Source organism: Arthrobacter sp. FW306-07-I, from assembly GCF_021800405.1.
Taxonomy (GTDB): domain Bacteria; phylum Actinomycetota; class Actinomycetes; order Actinomycetales; family Micrococcaceae; genus Arthrobacter.
Genome location: NZ_CP084550.1, coordinates 3,434,119 through 3,459,047, shown reverse-complemented (window position 1 = coordinate 3,459,047; position 24,929 = coordinate 3,434,119). Strand labels below are relative to the sequence as shown.

31 protein-coding genes and 1 pseudogene are annotated in these 24,929 nt (G+C 68.1%); 18 read left to right on the top strand and 14 right to left on the bottom strand.

The annotated features are described in order from the left end of the window. Positions 1–17 precede the first annotated feature (17 nt). The 5 genes and pseudogenes from pdhA to LFT46_RS16055 all read left to right on the top strand — a co-directional run bounded on the left by pdhA (position 18) and on the right by LFT46_RS16055 (position 4,838). A complete protein-coding gene (gene pdhA, locus LFT46_RS16075) occupies positions 18–1,067 on the top strand; it encodes a pyruvate dehydrogenase (acetyl-transferring) E1 component subunit alpha (RefSeq protein WP_236820359.1) in 1,050 nt (349 codons plus the stop codon). Beyond that, a pseudogene (locus LFT46_RS16070) lies at positions 1,064–2,057 on the top strand (alpha-ketoacid dehydrogenase subunit beta). The gene pdhA and the pseudogene LFT46_RS16070 overlap by 4 nt, the downstream one beginning before the upstream one ends. Next, a complete protein-coding gene (locus LFT46_RS16065) occupies positions 2,050–3,528 on the top strand; it encodes a 2-oxo acid dehydrogenase subunit E2 (protein WP_236820358.1) in 1,479 nt (492 codons plus the stop codon). Before LFT46_RS16070 ends, LFT46_RS16065 begins: the two are co-directional and overlap by 8 nt. Before the next feature lie 22 nt (positions 3,529–3,550). Then, on the top strand, positions 3,551–3,793 hold the full coding sequence (locus LFT46_RS16060; protein WP_236799429.1) for an acyl carrier protein: 243 nt from the start codon (positions 3,551–3,553) through the stop codon (positions 3,791–3,793). A 19-nt stretch (positions 3,794–3,812) separates the two neighbouring features. Then, positions 3,813–4,838: an alpha/beta fold hydrolase gene (locus LFT46_RS16055; RefSeq protein WP_236820357.1), complete on the top strand. Its 1,026-nt coding sequence runs from the start codon at positions 3,813–3,815 to the stop codon at positions 4,836–4,838. Positions 4,839–4,901: 63 nt separating this feature from the next. On the opposite strand, the gene LFT46_RS16050 is transcribed toward LFT46_RS16055, so the two are convergent. The 6 genes from LFT46_RS16050 to LFT46_RS16025 all read right to left on the bottom strand — a co-directional run bounded on the left by LFT46_RS16050 (position 4,902) and on the right by LFT46_RS16025 (position 9,946). Continuing rightward, entirely contained in the window at positions 4,902–6,203 is a 1,302-nt protein-coding gene (locus LFT46_RS16050) for an MFS transporter (protein ID WP_236799427.1), read from the bottom strand. 113 nt (positions 6,204–6,316) lie between these two features. Further along, positions 6,317–7,717, bottom strand: a complete 1,401-nt coding sequence (locus tag LFT46_RS16045) for an MBL fold metallo-hydrolase (protein ID WP_236799426.1) — start codon at positions 7,715–7,717, stop codon at positions 6,317–6,319. Positions 7,718–7,862: 145 nt separating this feature from the next. Further along, positions 7,863–8,159 (bottom strand): rhodanese-like domain-containing protein, encoded by a 297-nt coding sequence (locus tag LFT46_RS16040; RefSeq protein WP_236820356.1) that lies wholly within the window; start codon positions 8,157–8,159, stop codon positions 7,863–7,865. A gap of 47 nt (positions 8,160–8,206) precedes the next feature. Further along, a complete protein-coding gene (locus tag LFT46_RS16035) occupies positions 8,207–8,548 on the bottom strand; it encodes a rhodanese-like domain-containing protein (protein ID WP_236820355.1) in 342 nt (113 codons plus the stop codon). Positions 8,549–8,570: 22 nt separating this feature from the next. After that, positions 8,571–9,329, bottom strand: coding sequence for a sulfite exporter TauE/SafE family protein (locus LFT46_RS16030; protein ID WP_236799423.1), 759 nt, complete (start codon positions 9,327–9,329; stop codon positions 8,571–8,573). After that, the gene (locus tag LFT46_RS16025; protein WP_236820354.1) at positions 9,326–9,946 is read right to left on the bottom strand and encodes a rhodanese-like domain-containing protein; all 621 of its coding nucleotides are present in this window, start codon (positions 9,944–9,946) and stop codon (positions 9,326–9,328) included. Before LFT46_RS16025 ends, LFT46_RS16030 begins: the two co-directional genes overlap by 4 nt. Positions 9,947–10,071: 125 nt before the next feature. Here LFT46_RS16025 and LFT46_RS16020 point away from each other — a divergent pair, with 125 nt between their 5' ends. Both LFT46_RS16020 and LFT46_RS16015 read left to right on the top strand, forming a co-directional pair. Continuing rightward, on the top strand, positions 10,072–10,329 hold the full coding sequence (locus tag LFT46_RS16020) for a metal-sensitive transcriptional regulator (RefSeq protein WP_142117514.1): 258 nt from the start codon (positions 10,072–10,074) through the stop codon (positions 10,327–10,329). Positions 10,330–10,374: 45 nt separating this feature from the next. Continuing rightward, positions 10,375–10,791: a DUF302 domain-containing protein gene (locus LFT46_RS16015; protein ID WP_236820353.1), complete on the top strand. Its 417-nt coding sequence runs from the start codon at positions 10,375–10,377 to the stop codon at positions 10,789–10,791. A gap of 96 nt (positions 10,792–10,887) precedes the next feature. Here LFT46_RS16015 and LFT46_RS16010 read toward each other — a convergent pair whose 3' ends face one another. Beyond that, positions 10,888–11,295, bottom strand: coding sequence for a four-helix bundle copper-binding protein (locus tag LFT46_RS16010; RefSeq protein WP_236820352.1), 408 nt, complete (start codon positions 11,293–11,295; stop codon positions 10,888–10,890). A 55-nt stretch (positions 11,296–11,350) separates the two neighbouring features. Beyond that, positions 11,351–11,701 (bottom strand): hypothetical protein, encoded by a 351-nt coding sequence (locus tag LFT46_RS16005; protein ID WP_236820351.1) that lies wholly within the window; start codon positions 11,699–11,701, stop codon positions 11,351–11,353. A 167-nt stretch (positions 11,702–11,868) separates the two neighbouring features. Here LFT46_RS16005 and LFT46_RS16000 point away from each other — a divergent pair, with 167 nt between their 5' ends. Genes LFT46_RS16000 through LFT46_RS15990 form a run of 3 tightly spaced genes read left to right on the top strand, consistent with a single transcriptional unit; the run spans position 11,869 to position 14,066 of the window. After that, complete coding sequence (locus tag LFT46_RS16000) at positions 11,869–12,477, top strand: flavodoxin family protein (RefSeq protein ID WP_236799419.1); 609 nt, start codon at positions 11,869–11,871, stop codon at positions 12,475–12,477. A gap of 48 nt (positions 12,478–12,525) precedes the next feature. Next, on the top strand, positions 12,526–13,197 hold the full coding sequence (locus tag LFT46_RS15995; RefSeq protein WP_236820350.1) for a haloacid dehalogenase type II: 672 nt from the start codon (positions 12,526–12,528) through the stop codon (positions 13,195–13,197). 38 nt (positions 13,198–13,235) lie between these two features. Beyond that, entirely contained in the window at positions 13,236–14,066 is an 831-nt protein-coding gene (locus LFT46_RS15990; RefSeq protein WP_236820349.1) for an alpha/beta fold hydrolase, read from the top strand. On the opposite strand, the gene LFT46_RS15985 is transcribed toward LFT46_RS15990, so the two are convergent. Continuing rightward, entirely contained in the window at positions 14,007–14,801 is a 795-nt protein-coding gene (locus LFT46_RS15985) for a CDP-alcohol phosphatidyltransferase family protein (protein WP_236820348.1), read from the bottom strand. The two genes, LFT46_RS15990 and LFT46_RS15985, sit on opposite strands and share 60 nt — an antisense overlap. A 41-nt stretch (positions 14,802–14,842) precedes the next feature. Continuing rightward, complete coding sequence (locus LFT46_RS15980; protein ID WP_236820347.1) at positions 14,843–15,271, bottom strand: hypothetical protein; 429 nt, start codon at positions 15,269–15,271, stop codon at positions 14,843–14,845. Positions 15,272–15,416: 145 nt separating this feature from the next. Here LFT46_RS15980 and LFT46_RS15975 point away from each other — a divergent pair, with 145 nt between their 5' ends. After that, positions 15,417–15,962 carry a YceI family protein gene (locus tag LFT46_RS15975; RefSeq protein ID WP_236820346.1) on the top strand — a complete coding sequence of 182 codons (546 nt, stop codon included), beginning with the start codon at positions 15,417–15,419 and terminating at the stop codon, positions 15,960–15,962. A gap of 146 nt (positions 15,963–16,108) precedes the next feature. Here LFT46_RS15975 and LFT46_RS15970 read toward each other — a convergent pair whose 3' ends face one another. Further along, a complete protein-coding gene (locus tag LFT46_RS15970; protein ID WP_236820345.1) occupies positions 16,109–16,855 on the bottom strand; it encodes an ABC transporter permease in 747 nt (248 codons plus the stop codon). Positions 16,856–16,899: 44 nt separating this feature from the next. After that, positions 16,900–17,100 (bottom strand): DUF2795 domain-containing protein, encoded by a 201-nt coding sequence (locus LFT46_RS15965; protein WP_236799411.1) that lies wholly within the window; start codon positions 17,098–17,100, stop codon positions 16,900–16,902. A 208-nt stretch (positions 17,101–17,308) separates the two neighbouring features. On the opposite strand from LFT46_RS15965, the gene LFT46_RS15960 reads away from it, so the two are divergent. From LFT46_RS15960 to LFT46_RS15950, 3 genes are all read left to right on the top strand, one after another. Next, positions 17,309–19,285 (top strand): amino acid transporter, encoded by a 1,977-nt coding sequence (locus tag LFT46_RS15960; protein WP_236820344.1) that lies wholly within the window; start codon positions 17,309–17,311, stop codon positions 19,283–19,285. 133 nt (positions 19,286–19,418) lie between these two features. Continuing rightward, the gene (locus LFT46_RS15955; RefSeq protein WP_236820343.1) at positions 19,419–19,937 is read left to right on the top strand and encodes a GNAT family N-acetyltransferase; all 519 of its coding nucleotides are present in this window, start codon (positions 19,419–19,421) and stop codon (positions 19,935–19,937) included. A gap of 82 nt (positions 19,938–20,019) precedes the next feature. Beyond that, on the top strand, positions 20,020–20,388 hold the full coding sequence (locus LFT46_RS15950; RefSeq protein WP_236820342.1) for a hypothetical protein: 369 nt from the start codon (positions 20,020–20,022) through the stop codon (positions 20,386–20,388). 76 nt (positions 20,389–20,464) lie between these two features. Here LFT46_RS15950 and map read toward each other — a convergent pair whose 3' ends face one another. Further along, positions 20,465–21,238 (bottom strand): type I methionyl aminopeptidase, encoded by a 774-nt coding sequence (gene map / locus LFT46_RS15945; protein WP_236820341.1) that lies wholly within the window; start codon positions 21,236–21,238, stop codon positions 20,465–20,467. 143 nt (positions 21,239–21,381) lie between these two features. On the opposite strand from map, the gene LFT46_RS15940 reads away from it, so the two are divergent. The 4 genes from LFT46_RS15940 to LFT46_RS15925 are packed head-to-tail and all read left to right on the top strand — an operon-like array spanning position 21,382 to position 24,251. Next, complete coding sequence (locus LFT46_RS15940) at positions 21,382–21,732, top strand: ArsR/SmtB family transcription factor (RefSeq protein WP_236822062.1); 351 nt, start codon at positions 21,382–21,384, stop codon at positions 21,730–21,732. Further along, positions 21,729–22,430, top strand: coding sequence for an aquaporin (locus LFT46_RS15935; RefSeq protein ID WP_236820340.1), 702 nt, complete (start codon positions 21,729–21,731; stop codon positions 22,428–22,430). Before LFT46_RS15940 ends, LFT46_RS15935 begins: the two co-directional genes overlap by 4 nt. Next, positions 22,427–22,837, top strand: a complete 411-nt coding sequence (locus LFT46_RS15930; RefSeq protein ID WP_236799405.1) for an arsenate reductase ArsC — start codon at positions 22,427–22,429, stop codon at positions 22,835–22,837. The genes LFT46_RS15935 and LFT46_RS15930 overlap by 4 nt, the downstream gene beginning before the upstream one ends. A gap of 13 nt (positions 22,838–22,850) precedes the next feature. Further along, complete coding sequence (locus tag LFT46_RS15925) at positions 22,851–24,251, top strand: NAD(P)-binding domain-containing protein (RefSeq protein WP_236820339.1); 1,401 nt, start codon at positions 22,851–22,853, stop codon at positions 24,249–24,251. 124 nt (positions 24,252–24,375) lie between these two features. On the opposite strand, the gene LFT46_RS15920 is transcribed toward LFT46_RS15925, so the two are convergent. Further along, positions 24,376–24,810 carry a hypothetical protein gene (locus LFT46_RS15920; RefSeq protein WP_236799403.1) on the bottom strand — a complete coding sequence of 145 codons (435 nt, stop codon included), beginning with the start codon at positions 24,808–24,810 and terminating at the stop codon, positions 24,376–24,378. Positions 24,811–24,929: the final 119 nt, after the last annotated feature.

Below are 24,929 nucleotides of genomic sequence, written 5' to 3'. Positions count from 1 at the left end.
ACCCGCAAGGACCAGCCATGACCGCCCTCAAGAACCAGGGCGTCCCGGACGCGGGGCACGCACGGCACCTCCTGCGGCAGATGCTGCGGGTACGCCGGCTCGAGGAAAAATGCATCGAGCTGTACAGCGCGGCCAAGATCCGCGGCTTCCTGCATGTGTATATCGGTGAGGAAGCCGTGGCGGCCGGGGTGATGGAAGCCCTGGCGCCTGAGGACGCGGTGGTGGCCACGTACCGGGAGCATGGGCACGCCCTCCTGCGCGGCGTCTCCGCCGGCGCCATCCTCGCCGAAATGTACGGCCATGCCGAGGGCTGCTGCCGGGGCCGCGGCGGGTCGATGCACCTGTTCGACGCCGCCACCCGTTTCTACGGCGGAAACGCGATCGTGGCAGGCGGGCTGCCGCTCGCCGTCGGCCTGGCGCTCGCGGACCGGATGGCCGGGCGCCAGCAGGTGACCGTCTGCTTCTTTGGCGAGGGCGCCGTGGCCGAAGGCGAGTTCCACGAGAGCATGAACCTGGCCGCCCTGTGGCAGCTGCCGGTGCTGTTCTGCTGCGAAAACAACCTCTACGCCATGGGAACCGCGCTGGTCCGGTCCGAATCCCAGACCGACATCGCGCTCACGGCCGCGGCGTACGAGATCCCGTCATGGGCCGTGGACGGCATGGATGTGCTCGCGGTGGAGGAAGCCGCGCGGCGCGCCGTGGACGCAGTGCGGTCCGGCGGCGGCCCGTACTTCCTGGAACTGCGCACCTACCGCTTCCGTGCCCACTCCATGTTCGATCCCGAGCTCTACCGGGAGAAGTCCGAGGTGGCGCAGTGGATGGAACGGGACCCCATCCGCCTGCTGCAGGGTGCCATGCAGGCGGCCGGACAGTTGCCGGAGGAGGAATGGGACGAGCTGCAGGCGGACGTGGACGCGGAGATCAGCACCGCCGTCGGATTCGCCGAGAACGGGACACCGGAACCGGTGTCCGAACTCGCCCGGTTCGTGTACAGCGACCGGTTGGAAGAAATCAACAGTGGGACGGACATCAGCAAGGGGCCAGGGAAAGGCGGGGCGGCAGGATGAAAACCACATACCGTGAAGCGATGCGCGCGGCCCTCCGCGACGCGATGCAGCGCGACGAACGCGTGTTCCTCATGGGTGAGGACGTGGGCCGGTACGGCGGAAGCTTCGCCGTCAGCCTGGGCCTGCTGGAGGAATTCGGGCCGGAGCGGATCCGCGATACCCCGCTCTCCGAATCCGGGTTCGTGGGTGCCGGCATCGGTGCTGCGCTGGGCGGCATGCGGCCCGTCGTCGAAATCATGACGGTCAACTTCAGCCTGCTGGCGCTGGACCAGATCATCAAACAACGCCGCCACCCTGCTGCACATGTCCGGCGGCCAGTTCAACGTGCCCATCGTCATCCGGATGACCACCGGCGCCGGCCGGCAGCTGGGCGCCCAGCACTCGCACAGCCTGGAGGGCTGGTACGCGCACATCCCCGGGCTCAGGATCCTGGCCCCGGCCACCCTGGCTGACGCCCGCGGCATGTTGTGGACCGCGCTGCAGGACCCGGATCCGGTGCTGATTTTCGAGCACGGTTCGCTGTACAACGTGGCGGGCGAGCTGGACGAGGACGCCGGCGCCGTGGGCATCGACAAGGCAGCGGTCCTGAGGCGGGCTGACGGAAGCGGGGACACGGTCACGCTCATCACATACGGCGGCACACTGCCCCTGGTGCAGGAGGCCGCGGACCAGCTTGCCGGGGAGGGCATCGGGACTGACGTGATCGACCTGCGCACCCTTCGCCCGCTGGACACGCACACCCTTCTGGACAGCGTGGCCAGGACGCACCGGGCCGTGGTGGTGGATGAAGGCTGGCGCAGCGGCAGCATCTCCGCGGAGATCGCGGCCAGGATCAGCGAGCAGGCGTTCTTCGACCTGGACGCACCGGTGGAGCGGGTGTGCAGCGAGGAGGTGCCCGTTCCGTACGCCAAGCACCTGGAGCAGGCGGCCCTGCCGTCCGTGGAGCGGGTCATGGCGGCCGCGCGAAGGGCCGTGGGCGCCGGTGGATGAGTTCCGGATGCCGTCCCTGGGCGCGGACATGGAGCACGGCAAGGTGGTGGAATGGCTGGTCAAACCCGGGGACTACGTCCACAAGGGCGACCTCGTGGCGGCCGTGGATACGGACAAGACCGTGATGGACATCGAGTCGTTCCAGGACGGCGTGGTGGCCGAATTCCTAGTGGACATCGGCGACACCGTGGACGTGGGCACCCCCATCGCCCGGATCACCGCCACCCCCGCCGAACTCCCTCCCGCCCAACCCCCGCTCACTTCCGGCACGCTTTCCTCCGACGCCCGCTCACCTTTGGCAGCCCGGGAGCCAACGCCCGCTCACCAGGGTGCCGAGGCCGGGCACCCGGAGCCGGCAGTCAAAGCCGCCCCGCCCGTCCGGCACCTTGCGCACACCCTGGGGGTCGACGTCGGACACATCATCGGGAGCGGGCCCGGCGGCGAGGTGATGCGGGCCGACGTCGAACGCGCCGCAGCTGATACCCTCGCCGCAGCGGCGACGGAGGAAGCAGCGGCCCCGCAGGCGCCGGAAGCGCCGGCACTTGCGGAAGCCAGACGGATCCGGTCATCGCCGCTGGCGCGGCGGCTGGCGGCCGAACTGGGCGTCGACCTGCAGGAGGTCAGCGGAACCGGCCCCGGCGGCGCGGTGACCGAGGACGACGTGCTCTCCGCAGTCCCGCCCAGGGGGCGGCCACCCCGCGAACAGGTTGCGGAAGCGCCGCCGTCGGAAGCTCCTGCCCGGGAGCCTGCGCCCGAAGCCGCGGAAGAGGCACCACGGCAAAAACGCCCGACGGCGGCCGGCGGCAAGGCTGAGACCCTGCGGCAGGCGGTGGGTGCGCTGATGTCCCGGTCCAAGAAAGAGATCCCGCACTATTACCTGTCCACCACGCTGGACCTGGCGGCGGCGATGGCCTGGATGCAGGCGGCGAACCAGCAGCGGCCGGTGTCGTCGCGGCTGGTGCCTTCCGCCCTGCTGCTGAAGGCCACCGCGCTGGCAGCCAAGGAAGTGCCGGACCTGAACGGCTTCTTCACCAAGGGCGCGTTCCACCCCAGCAGCGAAGTGCACCTGGGCGTCGCCGTCGCACTGCGGCATGGCGGGCTGGTGGCCCCGGCCCTGCACGACGCCGACACCCTCAGCCTGGGTGAACTCATGGACCAGCTGCGCGACCTGGTCAGCCGGGCAAGGGCGGGCAGGCTGCAGCGCGCGGAGATGGCCGACCCCACCATCACGGTGACCAACCTGGGGGATCTGGGCGTCGAAAGCGTGTACGGGGTGATCTACCCGCCGCAGGTGGCCATGGTGGGGTTCGGCAGGGTCCTGGAGCAGCCGTTTGCGCACAACGGGATGCTCGGCATCCGGCACGCCGCCATTGCCACCCTGTCCGCGGACCACCGGGTGAGCGACGGGCTGCGGGGCGGCCGGTTCCTGGCACGCATCGACGAACTGCTGCAGGAGCCGGACAAGCTGTGAAACCTGCAAGCGAGGAGGAACCGTGAATGAACAGGACGCGCGCCAGGCGGTGGCGGCGGCGATCGGGAAAGTAGCTCCCGACGTCGAGCCCGAAGACTTGGACGGTGCCGCCAGGCTCCGCCAGGACCTGGAGCTGGACTCGCTGGACTTCCTCCGCCTGGTGGAGGTCATCGCGGAGACCACCGGCGTGGACATCCCCGAGGCCGACTACCCTGCCGTGGCCACCGTGGACGGGCTGGTCACCTACGTCGCTGCGCACGGGTGAAGCTGCTGTGGGAACGCCGGTGCAGGACCCGGTAAAGCCACGGCGGCGACGGCGCTGGCCGCGCCGCCTGGGGATCACGGCGCTGGTTGTCCTTGGGCTGGTCCTCGTTTCCACCGTGGCCAACCTGCTCCTGGAGCAGCAGGAAAGGGCAACGTTGGTGCCCTATGGCGAGAGGGTAGCGGTGAACGGCGGATCGCTGAACGTGGTCCGGAGCGGGGCATCCCCGAACGGGACGGCCCAGGGCGGGAGCGACGGCGTCGCTTCCACCGGGGGCCAAGGCCAGCCCATCATCCTCCTCAGTGGGCTGGGAACCGCGGCCCCCGGCTTGGACTTCGCGCCCCTGATGCGCGAGCTCAAGGGCTTCGACGTCATCGCGGTGGAAGGGTTGGGGTACGGCTACAGCGACATGGAGGCCAGTGCCCGGACCAACGAACACATCAGCAACGAACTGCACGAGGTGCTGGCCAAGCTCCAGGTCCGGCAGCCCTACGTCCTGGCGGGCCACTCCATTGCCGGGTTCTACCTGCTGGATTACGCCAACCGGTACCGCTCCGAGGTTTCCGCCGTGGTGGGAATCGACGTCAGCATTCCCAAACCGGGGGACCAGCCGGTGGCGGAGCCGCAGCCGGGGATCAACTGGGCCAAACTGTTGGCCACCCTCGGCGTGGTCCGCGTGGTAGCCGCGCTGGCGCCCGGCCTCATGGACCCGGACAGCAAGGCCTACACCGACGAGGAGCTGCAGCGGATGCGCACCATGACGGTGTGGAACGTGGGCAATCCTGCCGTGGCTGATGAAACCGCGCGCATCGCCAACAACGCGGCTGCCCTCCGGGGCGTCACCTACCCCCATGACCTCCCGGTCCTCGCTTTCATCGCCGATGAAAAAAATGACAGGACTGCCACCAAAACCGCCGCCGCGGAGAACCTGCTGAAGAACGTCACCCGGCACCAGGTCCTGCCCCTCGAAGGCGGGCACTACCTGCACTGGACGCAGGCTCAACGGATGGCGGAGGAGATCCGGCGGTTCGTTGAATCGGCGGGCTGATTCCAAAGGCAGGAGTGGCGCCCGCTCCGTCGTCTCCGGCATCGACGGCTCGGCCACAAGCACCTACTTCGAGTCCTGACTCTGCCCCTGTCGCAGAGCGTGGTCGTTGCCACGCATCCGGACGGCAACCACCACACCGGACGCTGCGGTGAGAACCGCGACGGCGGCGATGGCGGCGGGGATGCCGTAAAGGTCGGCGAGGACACCGGACAGGAGGGCGCCGACGGCGAATCCGCCGTCGCGCCACAGCCGGTAGACGCCCACTGAGCGGGCGCGCCAGGCCGGGTGGGCCACGTCGCCGATGGCGGCCAGCAGGGTTGGATAGACCAGGGCGGTACCAAGGCCAAGGACGACGGCGGCGGCGAGCCATGGCCCAAAGCCGTGCGCTGAGGCGATGATCCCCAGGGCGGCGGCCTGCACCAGCATCCCCGCCGCGATGAACCACTTGCGGCCCCACCGGTCTGACGCGGCACCGGTGACCAGCTGGGCGGCACCCCAGGCGGCGGGGTAGGCGGCGGCCAGGATGCCGATCTGGCCCAGGCTCAGGCCGGCACCGGCGAACAGGACGGGAAAGAGACCCCAGGCCAGGCCGTCATTGAGGTTGTTCACCAGGCCGGCCTGGCTGGCCGCCGAGAGTGACCGGTCCTTGAAGCTGGTGAGGGTGAAGACCTGCCCGGTGCTGAGCCCGGCGTGCGCGCTGTCCTGGCTGCCGACGTGCTGGAAGGCCTCGGTCCTGGCGTGGTGGTGGGTTTCCTTCACTGCCAGGACCGTCAGTCCCAGGCCGAGGGCAATGTATGCGGCGCCCAGGAGGAAGGGGGCGGGCCGCAGGCCGTAGGCCGTGGCGAGGTAGCCGGTGGCAAGCGCAGTCACGGCTACGCCCAGGTAGCCCGCGGCCTCGTTGAAGCCCATGGCCAGGCCGCGCTGCTTGGGGCCCACCAGGTCCATCTTCATGATGACTGCCGTGGACCAGGTGAGGCCTTGGCTGATGCCCAGCAGCACATTGGCTGCCACGATCCAGCCCCAAGAGGGGCCGAAGATGAGCATGAGTGGCACGGGTACCGCTGCCAGCCAGCCGGCGACCAGCACGGGTTTGCGGCCGTAGCGGTCAGAGAGCGTCCCGGCGAAGTAGTTCATCGCGGCCTTGGACAGGCCGAAGGCCAGGATGTAGGTCAGTGCGCTGGTGTACTGGTCGAGGTGGAATTCCTGCGCGGCCAGCAGGGGCAGGACGGTGCGTTCCTGGCCCAGCGTGCCGCCCACCAGCGCGTTGACGGCCACCAGCAGCATGAACTGCGCCAGGTTCTGCCGCAGGCCCAGCACCGCAGGCGCTGGTCCCGTGCTGCGGCGCGGGAGTGCTGTGCCGTTCATCGAGTGGTTCCGTTCCGTTTGGGCAAAGGGTGGCCCGGGCGTGTGGGGGCACGCCCGGGCCGGAAGCCCGGGCAGGAGGGGGGTCCTGCCCGGGCGGTCTGTGGTCGCCTGGGTTAGGCGGCGGGGACGCTGTTCCGCCACGCGTTCCAGGCGGCGTAGCTGCCGTCGAGCTCGACGACGTCGTACCCGGCACGGCGCAGGGCGCTGGCGGCTACGGAGTTCCGCACGCCGGACTGGCAGTAGGTCACGATGGTCCCGCCAACCGGCAGCTCATCCAGGTGCCACATGACGCGGCCGCCGCTGAGCTGGTACGAGCCCGGGACGTGCCCGGCCTTGTGCTCGGTCTTGTTGCGGACGTCCAGGACCATGGCTGCGTCGAAGCCTTCGAGTTCCTCCGGCTGGATCAGCTTGGGGGTGAAGGTGGGCAGTCCCTCGATGCTGGTCAAGTAGCCAGCCACGTTGTCGATGCCCACGCGGACCAGGTGATCCCACATGTCCTGCGCCTGCTCCTGGTCCTTGGCCAGCAGCACCAGCGGGTTCTTGTCCGTCTCCGGGTTCACCACCCAGGCGCCGTAGCTGGCCACGGACTTGCCGGCCGGAACGTTCAGGGACCGGACCACGGTGCCTTCGTGGACCTCGCTGTTGGAGCGGGTGTCAATGAAGGTCAGGGTGTCTTCCGCCAGTCCTGCGGCCACGATTCCGGTGGAGAGCTCGGGCAGCGGGGTGCGTTCACCCATGACGTCCGGGCCTACGCGGTTTTCGCGCTTCATGCGGCCGAAGTAGGCGTGGGCGTCGGGCTGGCCGTCGAGGAGTTCGTTGATGAAGCCCTGCTCGTCGTTGGCGGCCAGGTAGGGACCCCACCAGGCGTAGAGGCGTTCGTAGCCGACGGTGGAGGAGGGGATGGCACCCAGGGCCTTGCCGCAGGCACTGCCGGCGCCGTGGGCGGGGTGGACCTGGACGTAATCCGGCAGGGTGAGGAACTTGTCGCGCAGGCTGGCGAACAGCTGCTTCGCGCCCTCGAACCTGGTGTCCACGCCGCCGGCTGCTTCGTCCAGCAGGTCCGGCCGGCCCAGATCGCCGGAGAAGACGAAGTCTCCGGAGAGCAGGTAGCCGGGCTTGTCGCTGAACGCGCCATCGGTCACCAGGAAGGACAGGTGCTCCGGGGTGTGGCCGGGGGTGTGGACGGCCTTGATGCTGATGTTGCCCAAGGTGATGATGTCGCCGTCGTAGAGCCGCTCGCCCTCGAACTCATACTGCCAGTCGGGCCCGCCCTCACCGGAGACGTAGATCTTGGCGCCGGTGGCGGCGGCCAGTTCGCGGGTGCCGGAGAGGTAGTCGGCGTGGATGTGGGTCTCGGTGACCGCAACGATCTTCATGCCGTTCTTGGCAGCCAGTTCCTGGTAGACGGCGATGTCGCGGCGGCCGTCCACCACGATCGCTTCGCCCTTGGCCTGGCAGCCGATCAGGTAGCTGGCCTGGGCGAGGTCTTCGTCGTAAATGCGCTCGATAAGCATGGGGTGCTCTCCTTCAGGTAGGGGGAGTTTTTGTCTCTGGCAACTATTTTAGATACCCCCGGGGGTATAACGCAAGGGGACTGCCGCCAATTGAGCTGCGGTGCGGCGGGAGCCGTCGATCAGGGAAGGGTGGGTCCGGGCAGGCTTAGGTGGTGGGGAGTCCGGCGCGTGTCCAGGCGGTCATGCCGCCGGCCATGGTGTCCGCTTTGTAGCCAGCGCCGTTGAGGGCATCGGCGACGGCGGCGCTGCGGTTGCCGCTGCGGCAGACGGCAATCACGGGCACGGCCGGGTCGAGTTCGCCCAGGCGGGCCTGCAGCTGGCCCATCGGGATGTGCAGCGCGCCGGGGATCATGCCCTCGGCAACTTCAAAGTCCTCGCGGACATCCAGGATGCGGGCGGTAGAGCGGCGCTGGTCGGTTTCGGTGATGGTGATTTCAGCCATGGGAGTTCTCCTTTGAATTGGGTTGCGGCTGGTGGGGTGGAGTTGGGTCAGCGGACCGGTTCGCCGGCCTGGCGCCAGGCGGCCATGCCGCCGCGCACCGAGTAGGCGTCGTACCCCTTGGCGGCGAGGAGTCTGGCTGCCGAGGCGGAGCGGACGCCGGAGGCGCAGACAGCAATCACCGGCCGGGCCTTCTGGATTCCGGCCGTGCTGGTCTGCAGCCGGTCCAGGGGAACGTGTTTGGCCTGGGGTGCGCGGCCAGTGCGCCACTCCTGGGCGGACCGGACGTCGATCAGCGTGGCGCCGGAGCCCAGGAGTTCCTTGGCCTGCGCTACGGAAATCGTCTTGTAGGGCTTGCTGAAGGCCTTCTTGAGGGAATCGATCAATCCCACGGTGTTCTCCTCTGTAACGGGGTCAGGCGGTGACCGTGCCGGCGGTGACCCACGCCGCGACGGCGAAGATGAGTACCGCAAACGAGATACGGATGTGCTTGTCGTGCAGGCGCCGGGCCAGCCGGGCGGCGAAGACGGAACCCAGGATGGCCGGGACTGCGAACGCCAGGGTGGTGGCCCAGTCGATGGTGTAGCCGGCTGCGTGGGCGCTGAACCCGGCGGCGGAGTTGACCACGATGATCGCCAGCGAAGTCCCTACGGCCTGCTTCATCCGCAGGCCCAGGAAGATGGTCAGTGCGGGGGTGATGAGGAATCCGCCGCCCACGCCCAGCAGCCCGGTGAGGAACCCGACCAGCACGCCCACAGCCACGGCTTTCGGGGCGCAGGACCGGAAGGCCCGGCGCGGCCCGGTGCTGCAGGAGCCCTCGGTTTCGCGCGGCTTCTTGAGCATCCGGATGCCCGCGACCACCATGATCACGGCGAATGCGAGCATCAGGATGTTCGGGTCCAGCAGTTTCCCCACGGCGGCTCCCGCCCAGGCCGCCGGGATGCCGGCGGCGCCTACCAGTGCGATGACGGGCCAGTTCAGGCCCTCGCGAAGGCGGGGGAGCAGGGCCGCCAGTGAGGAGATGCCCACCACCAGCAGTGAGGTGGGGATGGCCTGGGCGGGGCTCATGCCCACGCCGTACACCAGGGCCGGAACGGCGATGATGGACCCGCCGCCACCCACTACGCCCAGTACGACGCCGACGACGAGCCCCAGACCCAGGGCCGGGATCATGCCGCAGCGCCCGCTTCAGCTGTCTGCACGGGAAGCTGCAGGATGGCGCTTTCACGGGTGGGTTCCTGGGCAGCCTTATTCCACGGCATGGCAGACAGGGCCTTGCCCATGGCGCAGGTGTTGGTCGCGGCCGAGAAGGTCAGCCCGGTGCCGATGGCGCCGGCGAGCATGCGGACCTTGGGGGAGACGAACTTGCCGCCCACCAGACCCAGCATCACCAGGGAGCCGGCGGCCAGGCGGACCTGCCGCTCAAGGTCCCAGCGGTCCTTGCCCTTGACAACGTCCCCGCCGACGGCAGTGGCGAAGCCCGGAACCCCGCCGGTGAGGACGTAGGCGGTATCGAGGCCGACGGTGGCCATCCGCTGGCGTGCCTGCTCGGCGCGGACGCCGGACTGGCAGACCAGGACCACGCGCGAGCCAAGCCGGGCGGCGAGTTCATCGGTGTGCTCGGACAGCAGCGGCAGCGGCACATTGTAGGAACCGCGGATGTGCATGGATTCGAATTCAGCGGCGGACCGCACATCGATCACCACGAGATCCTGGTGCTCTTTGAACCATGACTGCAGCGTTTCGGGAGCAAGCGCCGTAACGGCGGTTGCTTTGGAAGGGGATGTCATGTGTGGCCTCTCGGAAGGGGTCTGGGGGATACCCCACCGAGTATTACAGATACCCCCGGGGGTAGTCAAAACACCCATGGGGGTATATAGTTGAGCGCAGCACCCCATCGATGGAGACACCTCTTATGGAACTGAACCCAACCGAACTCACGCCCGTGATCAACCGCCTCAAGCGCGCCCAGGGCCAGCTCGCCGCCGTCACCCGGATGCTTGAAGAAGGCCGGGACTGCAAGGACGTTGTCACCCAGCTGGCGGCCGTGTCCAAGGCCCTTGACCGCGCCGGCTTCGCCATCATCGCCACCGGGCTGGAGCAGTGCATCGTCCAGAAGGACGCAACCATGGACCGCAAGGACCTGGAGAAGCTCTTCCTCTCCCTGGCATAAACCAACGCCCCATCAGCGGACCGGCAGCAACCTCAAAGGAGCACCATGACCTACACCCTGGCCACCACCGTCTCCCTTCCCTGGGCCGAAGCCGTGGAACGCACCCGCGAAGCCCTCGCCGCGCAAGGGTTCGGGATCCTGACCGAAATCAACGTCCGCTCCACCTTCGAAGCCAAGCTCGGCGCCGAAGCCGCGGACGCCATCGGGGATTACGTCATCCTTGGCGCCTGCAACCCGGCCCTTGCCAGCCGCGCCCTCGCCGCCGAACCCCAAATGGGTGCGCTGCTGCCCTGCAACGTGGTGGTGCGCCGGAACAGCGCAGCCGATGCAACCACTGTGGAGGCGATCGATCCGCAGACCATGGTGCAGCTGAGCAGCGCACCCTCAGTTAAGGAAGTGGCGGAGGACGCCGGCACCCGCCTCCGCAAGGCACTGGCCAGCCTGAACGGTGCAGCCGGGTGAACAGTCAGCCGGTAAACCACAACGCGGGGCTCCGCCGTTACGGCGGAGCCCCGCGTTGCTTTTGCTTAAATCACGGAGCCGTTCTTCCCGGGCGTCTCAGCCCAGGGATGCCAGGAGGTCGGCGCAGGCCTGCTCGCAACGCCGGCAGGATTCGGCGCAGACGCGGCAGTGCTCATGCATCGAGGCATGCTCACCGCATTCGTCGCCGCACGCCTTGCAGGCCGCACGGCAGGCTTCCAGGACTGCCCGGGTGATGTTCGCGTCGTACCCGGTGTGGCGGGAGAGGACGTTGCCGGTGGCGGCACAGATGTCCGCGCAGTCCAGGTTGGTGCGGATGCACTTGGTCAGCTCCGCGACCATGTCTTCGCTCAGGCAGGCGTCGGCGCAGGCCGTGCAGGTCTGGGCGCATTCGAAGCAGGCCTGGATGCATGCAGCGAGCTTGTCCTTGTCCAGGTTGCCGAGGTCTTTGGGGTAGGTGTCCAGCATGGACTGTACGTGGGTCATTGGGGTCTCTCATTTCCGGTTGTGGTCAATGGATTGGGCGGGCGGAAGTGCCCGTTTACGTCCGGCTGATGGAGAGTTGGTCTAGCGTCAGCGCCTGCCGCCGGGGCTCGGGCTCCTGCGCCACCTGCAGTACATGCTGCAGGGCGGCTGGCGCAGCGGCCTTTGGCGGTTCCGGCGCGGCCGCCTTCGTTGGCGCCGGCTCGCTGCGTGAAGCGGGGTAGCGGTCGCAGCACGCATGGTGCTGGGGCGCAGGGGAGTGGAGGGCGGCTGCGTGCTGGACCACGGACGGCGCCGGGCCAGGCTCAGCCACCAGCGCGTACCGGGTGCCCTGCGAGTAGGAGGCTGCGGCCACGAGCAGCGCAGCCAGGAGAAGCCAGCCGAAAAGGATCCGCAGTGCTGCAGGCACGCGGATCGTTCCTTCGGGCATTACTTCCAACTTCGTGGAGGCCTCCTTGGGTGGCAGGCAGGTCGGTATAGGTGGCGGCAGCCGGCCATAGTGCGGGCGGCTGCCGTGTGATCTACTACTCAGTAGACTGACTATTTTGGTCGAGAAAATCAAGGGAGCTTTCGCTGATGTCCACGTTGTCCGCTCTTGCCCTCATCTGTACCCTCACCCCGTCCCCGGAACCGTCCAGCAGCGAGCTGATGGCCCAGCACATCCTTGACGAACTGGAAGGCCACGGGGTGGCCACCGAGTCACTGCGCATCGTGGACCATGACGTGAAGCGCGGCGTGCAGGTGGACATGGGCAACGGTGATGCGTGGCCCGCAATCCACGAAAAGATCCTGGCCGCGGACATCCTGGTCCTCTCCACCCCCATCTGGATGGGCCACCCCTGCAGCGTCGCCCAGCAGGTCATGGAGCGCCTGGACGCCGACCTGTCGGAAACGGACGACGACGGCCGGCCGGTCATGTACGGAAAGGTTGCCACGGTTGCCGTGGTGGGAAACGAGGACGGGGCCCACAAGACCATCGCCGACATGATGCAGGGACTGAACGACGTCGGCTTCAGCCTTCCGGCCCAGGGCGGCACCTACTGGGTGGGCGAGGCCATGCAAACCGTGGACTTCATGGACCTTGAGCAGGTCCCGGACCCGGTAGCTTCCACCAATGCCGGGCTTGCCCGCAACGCCGTGCACCTGGCCCGGCTCCTGCGCTCCAACAAATACCCGGCCAAGTAGCGGGCCGCTCCGCGGTGGGGCTGCCCGCCGGAACAGGAAAGGAACATCATGTCCCAACCATTGGTCATCGTTTTTGACGTCAATGAGACCCTGTCCGACATGGGCCCGCTCGCCGAGGCATTCGCGCAGGTCGGGGCGCCGCGCGGGCTGGCCAAACTCTGGTTCGCCACGCTCCTGCGTGACGGGTTCGCCCTCACCGCCAGCGGGGGCAAGGCGTCCTTCGCCACCATTGGCGCCGATGCCCTCCGCACCCTGCTGGGAGCCGAAGGGATCTCCGGAAACCTGGAGACCGCCGTCGAACGCGTCATGGCTGCCATGCAGAACCTGTCCCTTCACCCGGACGTCCCGGACGGCATCCGCGCCCTCGCGGCGGCCGGGCACCGGCTGGTCACGCTAACCAATGGCGCCACCGCCAACACGGACAAACTGCTGGTTGCCGGTGGCGTCAGGGACAAATTCGAGCTGCTCCTATCCGTGGAGGACGCGCCTGCCTGGAAACCGGCCAAGGCCGCATATGAGTACGCGGCAACTGCGGCCGGAGCAGACCCGTCCAAGATGCTGCTGGTTGCCGTGCACCCCTGGGACATCCATGGGGCAGCCAAAGCCGGGCTGCGGACCGCGTGGATCAACCGCACCGGCGCCCGCTACCCCTCCTATTTCCAGGCACCGGACATCACCATCCCGGCCCTCACCGGGCTGCCCGCGGTGCTCGCCGCGTAGCACCCCAGCCCCGCCCCAAACTCGAACGGAGACCACCCATGGCCCAGCCCGTCGAACGCCATACCGTTGACGTGAACGGCATCCCGCTGTCCTACCTCGCGGCGGGGGATGAGGGCGCCCCGCCGCTGATCCTGCTGCACGGCACCTTCTGGAGCCGGGTGTGGCAGCCCGTCCTGCCGGCCCTTGGCGAACACAGCCGCTGCTACGCGCTGGACTTTCCGGGCTTCGGCCGGAGCGGGGGAGAGCTGGATGTTGAGCAGGCCAGCGTCCCGGCCCTGGTGCAGACCGTGCTCGATGCCGCGGATGCCCTCGGCATCGGGGAGTTTGACGTCGCTGCCCACGACATCGGCGGCGGTGTGGCCCAGCAGCTCGCCGCCTACAGCGGGAGGGTCCGGAAGATGGTTCTGATGAACGCCGTCATGTTCGACTCCTGGCCGGTGCCCGCCGTCGAGCGTTTCCGGGACCCTGACGTGCGGGCAAACACCAGCGAGGAGGACCTCCTCGCTGCACGCCGCAAGTCCACGCAGGGCAGCGCCACCCGGACGCTCACCGAGGAGGAACTGGAGGACTACCTGTCGCCGTGGCATTCTCCGGCCCGGTCGCGCTCGTGGATGGCCATGGCAGCGGCCGCCGATCCCCGCTACACCCTGGACTTGGTCCCGGCCCTCAAGGAAGCCGCAATCCCCACCCGCCTGGTATGGGGCCGTGACGACGACTTCCAGAAAATCGGGTTTGCCCGCCGGTACGTGGAGGAGGTCCCCAACGCGGACCTGGTGGAGGTGGACGGTAAGCACATCCCCACGGAGGATTCACCGGACGCCGTGGCTACGGCGATGCTGGAGCACCTGGCTGCACAGCACTCGGCTTAAGCGCCGTAAGCCCGGCCTCCGCGTCCAAACCACCGCCCGGTGGCGGCTCTCCAGCTGGACCACGTCCCGCGTGAAGGAAAACGTGAGCAGGCCAAGGGCCAGGGCCGGCGCCGCAACCGCCGCACTGGGCGGAGTCACCGGCAGCAGTGCCACCAGCAGCGCGAACGGCTGGAACGCCCCGATCGCCTTGCGGGACGTGCTCGGCGGCAGCGTTGCACGGAGGTGCGGCCGGAGGAAGCCGGCGGCAGAGAATGCGTAGTACATGGCCCCGGTGGCCAGGGTCCAGGGACCAACGACGGCGGCGGCCGCGACGGACAGGACCAGGACCAGGGCGGCGTCCGTGGCTCCATCGAAGCGGGCGCCCTCCGCCGACGAGGTGCCGGTACGCCGGGCCACCGCGCCATCGAGCCCGTCCAGGAGGAACGTGGCGCCGCCCAGGACTGGCAGGAGCAGGTCCGTGCGGGGCCCGGTGAACAGTTGCTGCACGGCCAACACGGCGCAAAGGGCCACGAGGACGGCGCGCAGGAGGGTGACACGGTCGGCGGGCGTGGAGAAGCGCGGGACGCGCCGCAGGACAGAGCCGACGGCGGCGCCGGCCACCACGGCGCCGGCGGCCAGTCCGGCCAGCTGGGTCATTGGTGCGGACGGGGTCAGCGTGAGCAGCCACAGTGCCGCCAGCCCGTAGGCCACAAGGGCGGCCAGCGCGTCCGGCACTGCCCGTTCAGCTGCGCTCATCCGGACCTCCCCTCGCATGCTAGCAATGGCTGCGGTGATCCTCACCGCCGGCGACGCCCGGCCGGAAGCCTGCTGCCGTCGTCGTACCGTGCCCTGTGGCCGGTCCGGACCAGGCTGGCGATCGCCAGCAGGGTCCCGGCGCCCTCGGCGACGGCACTGAGGGTTTTGGAGAAGAACCAGACGGGGTCGTACATGGCCGGGATGGGCCCGATGGCCGGGATGTCCACGTACCGGTAAAGCACGACGGCGGCGAACGCGCTGAGTGCCACCACCAGGGCCAGGGCGTAGGCAGCCCTGCTGCCGCGGACCAGGACGTAGACGCCGGCCACCAGCGCCGCGGCCGCCTCGAGCAGGAACAGGGTGCCTTGGCTGATGGTGCCCGGCTGCGCGTTTTGGTAGCCCGGGGCCAGGAAGAAGTGGACGCCGGAGTCGATGAACAGCGCCAGTGCGGTCAGGAGTCGTAGAGCCACGTTTATGTATACGCCCGGAATTCGCTCCGGGTTCAAGTCGCCCTATTACGTCTGCGGGTTTTGTGGGGAATATTTAGGGGTGTCTGGAATATTGCGCCTTTAGCGGGCAGAAGCGCCTGCGGCCCTACGAGTAAGGAGAACAGCGATGACCCTTCCCAAGGAACTCACGCCGGGAACATGGACCCTGGACATGGCCCACAGCGAGATCGGCTTCAGCGTCCGCCATGCCGGGATCAGCAAGGTCCGGGGCCGCTTCACAGAAGCGTCGGCGGAAGCGCGCGTGGGCGAATCCCTGGCGGACTCGTCCGTGCATGCCACCGTGTACACCGCCAGCTTCACTTCCGGGGATGCCAACCGGGATGCCCATGTCCGCGGGGCGGATTTTTTCGACGTGGAGCAGTACCCCGAGATGACGTTCCGCGGCACCCATGTCGAGGGCGACGGCGAGGAGTACACGCTGACCGGGGACCTCACCATCAAGGGTGTCACCCGGCCGGTGGAACTTGAGGTCGAGTTCACCGGTGTTGCCGTCGATCCCTTCGGCGCCACCCGTGCCGGGTTCTCCGCTGAAACCGAGATCAGCCGCAAGGAGTTCGGGTTGACCTGGAACGCGGCCCTGGAAGCCGGCGGCGTGCTGGTCAGCGACAAGGTGAAGATCAACCTGGAAGCAGCGCTGGTGAAGGAAGGCTAGATCCTCAAATACATTTTCGACGCGCGACGGTACTTTCGACGCGCAAAAACGATGGCGCTACCGGAATATCGGTAGCGCCATCGTTTTTGCGGCGCGGGAAGGAACTTCCGCAGCGCCAAACCGTCCCGGGCAGACGGCGCGCCCGGTCACAGCGGCTCGGGACGCACCTTCACGTTGCCCAGCGAACGGATCAGCGCCACGGCGGTGATGGATCCGGCCGCCATGATCGAGGCCAGCACCACCACCTGGAACCGGCCCGCCTCCAGGGGAGAGGCGCCGCCGAAGATGGCACCCACGAACGCGCCGGGCAGTGTGACAAGCCCGGTGGTCTTGGTCTGGTCCGTGGAGGGGATCAACGCCGAGTGCACTGCCTGCCGGGCCTGGATCAGGGTGGCCTGCCGGGGTGTTGCCCCCAGCGCCAGCCAGCCCTCTACCTGGTCCCACTGCTCCAGGACGGCCTCGAAGAAGCGGCGGCCGGCAAGCGTGGCGATGGTCATGGAGTTGCCGATCACGATCCCGCCCACCGCCAGCGCGTATCGCGGGGAGAATTCGATGGCACCTGTGCCAAACACGATGGCCACCGTCACCAGGATGCCCGCAGCCATCGTTGCGGCCACCACGGCAAAGCGCCGCCAGGACCAGGTGAGCCGCCGCGTCGCCGTCACGGATGCCACGGTGAACATGACCAGCAGGGCCGCCCCCACCCAGAGCGGGTTGGTGATGACGCCGCCCAGCACCAGGCTGATCACCGCCAGCTGGGCCGCGCCGCGGAGGATGGCCAGGGCAGGGGAGAGGTACGACGGCGTCCGCGCGCCCCACAGGATGCCCACCGTGAGTGCCGCCAGGATGGCAATGGCCACCAGGGTGGGCAGCAGGGCGGCAAGGGCGGGCATGCCGCCAGCTTACTGGGGGCGGAAACCGCCTCCTGCGAACCCGCCTAGGAGTTGCTGTCCGAAATCGCGGAGCTGACAGCGGTGGGGCTGTCGTATTCCCGGTCGGGGAGTGCCTCGAGGGCCTCCATCACGTTGTTGTCGGCGCCGGATTCCTTGGCCCGGGACAGCAGGTCTTCACGCTTCGCCGGGTAGTCGATGCCGCCCAGGAACTTCTGGATCTGGATGGGATTGGGAGTGTCTGCCATGGTGCCGGGTTTCCTTTCGGTGTTCGGCTGTGCTTTCCGTGGCCCACCACGTTCAGGCCGCGGTGGACCCATCCTAGTCCCGCAGCCTGCCGTCCCAAACCAGGCGTCAAGGAATCATTAAGAAATCCCGTTTTGGCGCTTGGGGCGTTTTGGCCGGTGCTAGCTTCGCAGGTGGTCGCGGTGCAAAGGGCAGCGCGGAAAGGCAAACATGACCACGTTAAGCAGGCCCCCGGCGGATCCTTCCGCGCATCACGCGCACGGAAGGAAGACGTTCCAGGGCTGGCTGCTCTTCGGGCTCCAGGACAGCAAGGGCGCCCATCCCGGTCCCGGGGGCGTGCCGACGCAGCATGAGAAGAAGCACACATGGTGGCAGGTCATGTGCCTGACGGGGGTGGACTACTTTTCCACCCTTGGCTACCAGCCGGCCATTGCTGCGCTTGCAGCAGGGGTCATCTCCCCGCTGGCCACCCTGGTACTGGTGGCGGTGACCCTGCTGGGCGCCCTGCCGGTGTACCGCAGGGTTGCCGGCGAAAGCCCCCGCGGTGAAGGCAGCATCGCCATGCTCGAGCGGCTGCTGCCGCGCTGGGGCGGCAAGCTCCTGGTGCTGGTCCTCCTGGGATTCGCAGCCACTGACTTCATGATCACCATGACCCTTTCGGCAGCAGACGCCACCGCGCACCTGCTCGGGAACCCGGTGGCTCCGGGGTGGCTGCAGGGCCAGAACGTCCCCGTAACGCTCTTCCTGCTTGCGTTGCTGGCCGCTGTGTTCCTGCGCGGCTTCAAGGAAGCCATCGGCATCGCCGTTGTCCTGGTGGTGTTCTACCTGGGCCTGAACGCTATCGTGGTTGCCGTTACTTTCGTTCAGGTACTCTCGCACCCCGCCGCCATGGGGGATTGGTGGACCAACCTCTGGGTGTCGCACGGAAATCCGGTGATGGCCGTGGCCATCGCGCTCCTCGTGTTCCCCAAACTGGCCCTGGGACTGTCCGGCTTCGAAACCGGCGTGGCCGTGATGCCGCAGGTCCTGGGGAAAGCGGACGACACCGAGGAAAATCCGGCCGGCCGCATCCGGGGTACCCGCCGCATGCTCACCACCGCCGCCGTGATCATGAGCGCCTTCCTGCTGACCACCAGCTTCATTACGGTTGTCCTGATCCCGGAACAGGAATTCCAGCCCGGTGGCCAGGCGAACGGCCGTGCCCTGGCCTTCCTGGCGCACGAATACCTCGGTGTGGGGTTCGGCAGCGTTTATGACATCAGCACCATCGCCATCCTCTGGTTCGCCGGTGCGTCGGCGATGGCCGGCCTGCTGAACCTCGTCCCCCGCTACCTGCCGCGGTACGGCATGGCTCCGGCCTGGGCCAAGGCCGTCCGGCCTTTGGTGCTCGTCTTCACCCTGGTCGGCTTCCTGATCACCTTCATCTTCAAGGCCGACGTCGATGCCCAGGGCGGTGCCTACGCCACCGGCGTCCTGGTGCTGATGACCTCCGCCGCCGTGGCCGTCACGCTATCGGCGCGCCGTCACGGGCAGCGGAACCTCACGGTGGGTTTCGGTGCCATCACCGTGGTGTTCGCCTACACCACGGTGGCCAACATCTTCGAACGGCCCGAGGGCATCCGGATCGCCGCCATCTTCATCCTTGGGATCATCGTTATCTCGCTGCTGTCCCGGATCCGCCGCTCCTTCGAGCTGCATGCCACCCGGGTGCACCTGGACCAGCAGGCCCTGGAGTTCATGTCCAGCACCCTGGACGGGCCCATCGCGATCATCGCGCACGAGCCGCTGCGGATGACCGCGGAAGCGTACCGGGACAAGCTGGAGTCCGCCATCGAGGTCAGCCACCTGCCGCTGGCCGGCGACGCCCTGTTCCTCGAGGTTGTGGTGGATGATTCCTCGGACTTCGAAACCGAGCTGCACGTCAAGGGAGTGAACCGGCATGGGTATCACATCCTCGAAGTCCACGGCCCCGTGGTCCCCAACACCATCGCCTCCGTCCTGCTGCACATCAGGGACATCACCGGGCTCATGCCGCACATCTACTTCCGCTGGACCGAGGGCAACCCGATCAACAACCTGGTACGGTTCCTGTTCCTGGGCGAGGGAGAGATCGCGCCGGTGACCCGGGAGGTGCTGCGCGAGGCCGTCCCGGATGTCACCCAGCGCCCGTGGGTCCACGTCGGCTGACCGCCGTCGCACCGTAACGCCCACACCCCCCCCGCGCGAGATGGCACTTGACGGCAATGCTTCCGCGGAGCATCGCCGTGAAGTGCCATCTCGCGGGTCGGAGGGGTGCCAGCGCGCCACCATAATGGGACGCATGGACAGTCCCGTCACCATCCGCCCCATGTGCCCCGACGACTGGGCTGCGGTCCACGCGATCTACGCCGCCGGCATCGCCACGGGGGAGGCGACCTTTGAGAGCGAGCCGCCCACCTGGGAGGCGTTCGACGGCGTGCGGTTGCCTGGGCACCGGCTCGTCGCCGAAGATGCGGGCAGGGTCCTGGGATGGGCCGCGGTCTCCCGGGTTTCTTCACGGGAGGTGTACCGGGGCCTCGTGGAGCACTCCATCTACGTTGCGCCGCAGGCACAGGGCCGCGGCGTGGGCCGGCTGCTCCTGGACGCCCTGATTGAGTCGACGGAAGCGGCCGGAATCTGGACCATCCAGTCCAGCATTTTCCCGGAGAACATGGCGAGCCTTGCCCTGCATCGGAAGCTGGGCTTCCGGGTGGTGGGAACCCGGGAACGGATTGCCCGGATCAACCACGGCCCCAAGGCGGGCCACTGGCAGGACACGCTGCTCCTGGAACGCCGCAGCTCCGTGGCCGGAACCGAATAGAAGGACTTCCCGGCGCCGGGTCCGCACCCGCCTCCGGTGCCTAGACTGGACGTATGCGGGTAATGAACCCCGGGGGCTTTTGATGAGCCTGCAAGCGATGTTCGTGGGCGCCCTGTTGTCCGCCGTCGTGGCACTGGTCCTGCTCCTGCTGGTGCGGAGGGAACGGCGCGTGGGGGTCGTGGCAACGGCAGCAGCCGCGGCCCTCCTGATGCCCATGGCCTGGAATTCGATCCTGAACTGGACTGCAGCGATCGGCCTGTTCTCCCACGACCTGCCGTTTCCGCCGTTCCCCATCAGCTGGCAGGACACGGGAACGGGAGTGTTCACCCTTGCCGGCACCGCCATCGCCCTCATGTCCGGGCCCTGCAGGCGGGACGCAGCCCGCGGCGTGGCAGCGACCGCCGCCCTCACCGCGCTGGCCGCCCTGCTGGTGGACGTCTATCTCTACTGAAGTGGCGCCGGTACTCCGCGCGCTCGTACTCCGCTGCGCCGGCTTAGCCGCGGCAGCGGGCGAAGCGGCCCGGCACCTACCGCGAGGGCAGCGTCAGGATCTCGGCGCCGTCGTCGGTAATGGCGATGGTGTGTTCCGTGTGGGCCGTCCGGCAGCCTGTGGCGCTCCGGAGCGTCCATCCGTCGTCGTCCGTCACCAGTTCAGCCGTGTCCGCCATGATCCATGGCTCCAGCGCCAGCAGCAGCCCGGGCCGGAGCTTGAAGCCGCGGCCGGGCCGGCCCATGTTGGGCACGTGCGGGTCCTGGTGCATGGTGGAGCCGATGCCGTGCCCGCCGAACTGCGTGTTGATGGGGTACCCCGCGTCGGTGAGGACGCGGCCGATTGCGTAGGAGATGTCGCCAATCTTGGCCGTTGGCCCTGCCGCAGCGATCCCGGCAGCCAGGGCCCGCTCGGTGGCCTCAATCATTGCCACGCTCTCCGCCGGCCGCGAATCGCCCACCAGGAAGCTGATGGCAGCGTCGGCGGCCACCCCGTTTTTCACGACGGCGAGGTCCAGGGTGAGCAGGTCGCCGTCGGCCAGTTCGTAGTTGTGCGGCAGTCCGTGCAGCACGGCATCGTTGACGCCCGTGCAGATGTAGTGGCCGAAGGGGCCGCGGCCGAACGATGGCGCATAGTCCACATAGCAGGACTCGGCCCCGGCCTCGGTGATCAGCTCCTTGGTCCACTGGTCGATGTCCAGCAGGTTGGTGCCCACGGCGGCGCGGCTCTTCATGGCCTGCAGGATGTCCGCCACCAGGGCTCCGGTCTCCCGTGCGCGGGCCACTTCAGCGGGGTTCAGGATCTCGATCATTGCGGCGCCCTTCGTCTGCGGCCAAAAGCTCTCGGGGCCATCCTATTTGCCGTGGCTGTGGGCGTTGCAAGGGGCGGAGGAAGCAGGGGGGATTTCTGCGGATTGCCAAAGACATAGATGAGTGTAAATATTTACATGTGTCTATGTCTCTGGAGCTGACCCCCGTCCAGGCCGTCGCCTGCTGCGCGCCCCTGGCGAGGGAGCCGTTGTCAGAACCGGAAGCGGAAGGAATCGCGCCGCTGTTGAAGGCGCTGGCCGATCCGGTCCGGCTGCGGCTGATGTCCCTGGTCGCCTCGCATGAGGGCGGCGAAGCGTGCGTCTGCGACCTCAATGACGCTTTTGAGCTGTCCCAGCCCACCATCAGCCACCACCTGAAGATCCTCCACGAGGTGGGTTTGCTGGACCGGGAAAAGCGGGGGGTGTGGGTCTACTACCGCGCCCGGACCGAGGCGCTGCAGAATTTGGCCGCCCTGATTGGTGGGCAGGCCGCGTGAGCACACTTTCCCGCCGTGCCGCCGCCGAGTTTGTCGGCACCGCCTTCCTGGTGATGGCCGTGGTGGGCTCGGGCGTGATGGCAGCCAGGCTGTCCCCGGACGACGCCGGCCTGCAGCTTCTGCAGAACAGCCTCGCCACGGGTGCAGCGCTGGTGGCGCTGATCGTGGCACTGCAGCCGGTGTCGGCGTCGTTCAATCCGGTGGTGACCCTGGTGGAACGGGCACTGGGGATGATCGACACCAGGGCCGCGGCAGGGTTGATTGCCGGCCAGGTTTTGGGCGGGCTGGCCGGAACCATCACGGCGAACCTGATGTTCGGGCTGGACGCGGTCGCCTGGTCCACGCACCAGCGCACCGGGCCTGATCTCTGGCTGGCCGAGGTCATCGCCACGGTGGGGCTGCTGCTGGTCATCTTCGGCACGGTCCGGTCCGGCCGGGCGGACAGGGTGGCCTTCGCCGTCGGCGGGTATATCACCGCCGCCTACTGGTTCACCAGTTCCACCAGCTTCGCCAACCCGGCGGTGACCATCGCCCGGACCCTCACGGACACCTTTGCCGGCATCGCACCGCCGTCGGCCCCTGCCTTCATCCTGGCCCAGCTGCTGGGCGGTGCCCTGGGATACTTCCTGGTCCGCTTCCTCTACCCCTCCTTCACCGCTGCCGCTGCCGTCGCGGCTGACCGAAAGGTGCTCTCATGAGCCACAAACCCTCCGTCCTGTTCGTCTGCGTCCACAACGCCGGCCGTTCCCAGATGGCCGCCGCGTTCCTCACCTCGCTCTCGCAGGGCGCCATCGAGGTCCGTTCCGCCGGATCGCAGCCGGCGGAGAAGGTCAACCCGTCTGCGGTCCAGGCCATGGCGGAGGTGGGCATCGACATGTCCGCCGAGATCCCCAAGATCCTCACCACCGAAGCCGTGCAGGACTCGGACGTGGTGATCACCATGGGCTGCGGCGACGAATGCCCCTACTTCCCGGGCAAACGCTACGAAGACTGGGTGCTGGAGGATCCCGCCGGCAAAGGCGTGGAGTCCGTCCGGCCCATCCGCGACCAGATCAGGACCCGGGTGGAAGCCCTGATCGCCTCCCTCATTCCTGCCCAGAGCTGAATTGGAGCATGCCATGACATCGCCGGAACCTACATCGCCCGAGTCCCTGCAGTCCCTGCCTGTTGCCGTGATCGGCGCCGGACCCGTCGGCCTGGCCGCGGCCGCGCACCTGCTGGAACGCGGGCTGGAGCCATTGGTCCTTGAGGCAGGCCCAACTGTTGGCGCTGCCATCCGCCAGTGGGGCCACGTCCGCGTCTTTTCCACGTGGAAGTACAACCTGGACGCTGCCTCGGTCCGGTTGCTGGAACGCTCCGGGTGGGAAGCGCCCCGGCCCACCGCCCTGCCGTACGGCGCCCAGATCGTGTCCGAGTACCTGGAACCGCTGGCCGCAACGCCGGAACTGAAGGACCGAATCAGGACCGGGGCGCGTGTGGTGGCCGTCAGCCGGCAGGGCATGGACAAGGGCAGGAGCCAGGGCCGGGACACTGCCCCGTTCCTGCTGCGGATAGAGCACGACGGCGGCAAGGTCACCCAGGTGCTTGCCCGCGCCGTGGTGGATACTTCCGGCACCTGGAGCACCCCGGCGCCGCTGGGATCGTCAGGGTTGCCCGCCCCCGGCGAGGCAGAGGCCCGGGCGGCGGGCCTGGTCACGGGGCCACTGCCCGATGTTTCAGCTGGTGGTTTCGCCGGCCGCCGCACCCTGGTGATAGGTTCCGGCCATTCGGCGGCCAACATGGTCCTTGACCTGGCCCGGCTGGCCCGCGCCAATCCCGGCACCGAGGTGCTCTGGGCCATCCGCGCGGCCACACCCGCCCGGGCCTACGGGGGCGGAGATGCCGACCAGCTGCCCGCCCGCGGCCAGCTCGGCGCGAGGCTCCGCACCGCCGTCGACACGGGTGCCGTCCAGCTCCTGACGGACTTCCACACCGCTTCCATCGGCATGCATGACGGCGCGGTGACAGTGCACTCAACGGACGGCCGCGCTGTTGAGGTGGACCGCGTCATTCCCACTACCGGTTTCCGCCCGGACCTGGCCATGCTCTCCGAGCTGCGCCTGGACCTGGACCCGGCGGTGGAGGCACCCAAAGACCTCGGCCCGCTGATCGATCCCGATTTCCACAGCTGCGGAACCGTCCCTGCCCACGGCGCCCGCATCCTGGCCCAGCCGGAGACGGACTTCTACCTGGCCGGCATGAAGTCCTACGGCCGGGCGCCCACCTTCCTGATGGCCACCGGGTACGAGCAGGTCCGCTCCATCGCCGCAGCCCTGGCCGGAGACACCGAGGCCGCGGACGCCGTGGAACTCGAACTGCCGGAAACCGGGGTGTGCTCCACCAGCATCCCCAGTGACTCGGATGATGCCGGTGATTCTGTCGGCGAATCCTGCTGCGCGGCGCCGGCACCGGTACCCGTGACGATCGGGTTCGCAACGGGCCTTCAGCACGGCCGCAGCAGCGAAACCATTTCGGGGTAGGTGTGCGTTCCAGCCCAGTTACTCCCGGCCGCCCGGGTGCACAGCCAAGGGCACGCCGTCCCTCACGGCGCGCCGCTGGAGGAGCGGAAGAGTAACTGGGCGGGAATGCATGGTTGGCCGGGACTCATGGGCCGGAAGGCTCACCCCAGTTGATGCCGATGGAGCGGCCGCGCGCGAAGTGGGCGTTCGCGATTTCATTGACTTCGCGGAGGCTCTTGCCTGGATGGGCCAGCCGGATCCACTCGTAGTCCCATTCCTGCAGGTCCCGTTCGCGGCCGGCCCGTTTTTGGTTGCGCATGTGGGCTGTGAGGTCGTCGCCGCCAACGGGTACATGGGGTGCGGCAATGACGGGTTGCGGCTTAGGTGGGGGTATCGGAGCCGGACGGGCCGGAGCCTTCGTAGTGCGGACCAGCGCCACCGTCACTGCCACCACACCCAGGCTGATGAGGATGACCCACCAGAATTTGATGATGATGGCTATGACGATCAGGACCAGGAAGGGGGCGCACCCGATAGTGCCGCCGCCCTTGCTGCGCGAGCGACGCCGTTTTGCTGCCATGGTGGTTCCTCTTGTGACGTGATGGAGCTATAGAATCCACTTTCGCACCGGCTACGCGCCGTGTCATGAGTACTAACTACTCAATTTTGACGCCTCGTTAGGGGCCTGGATGGTTGCCC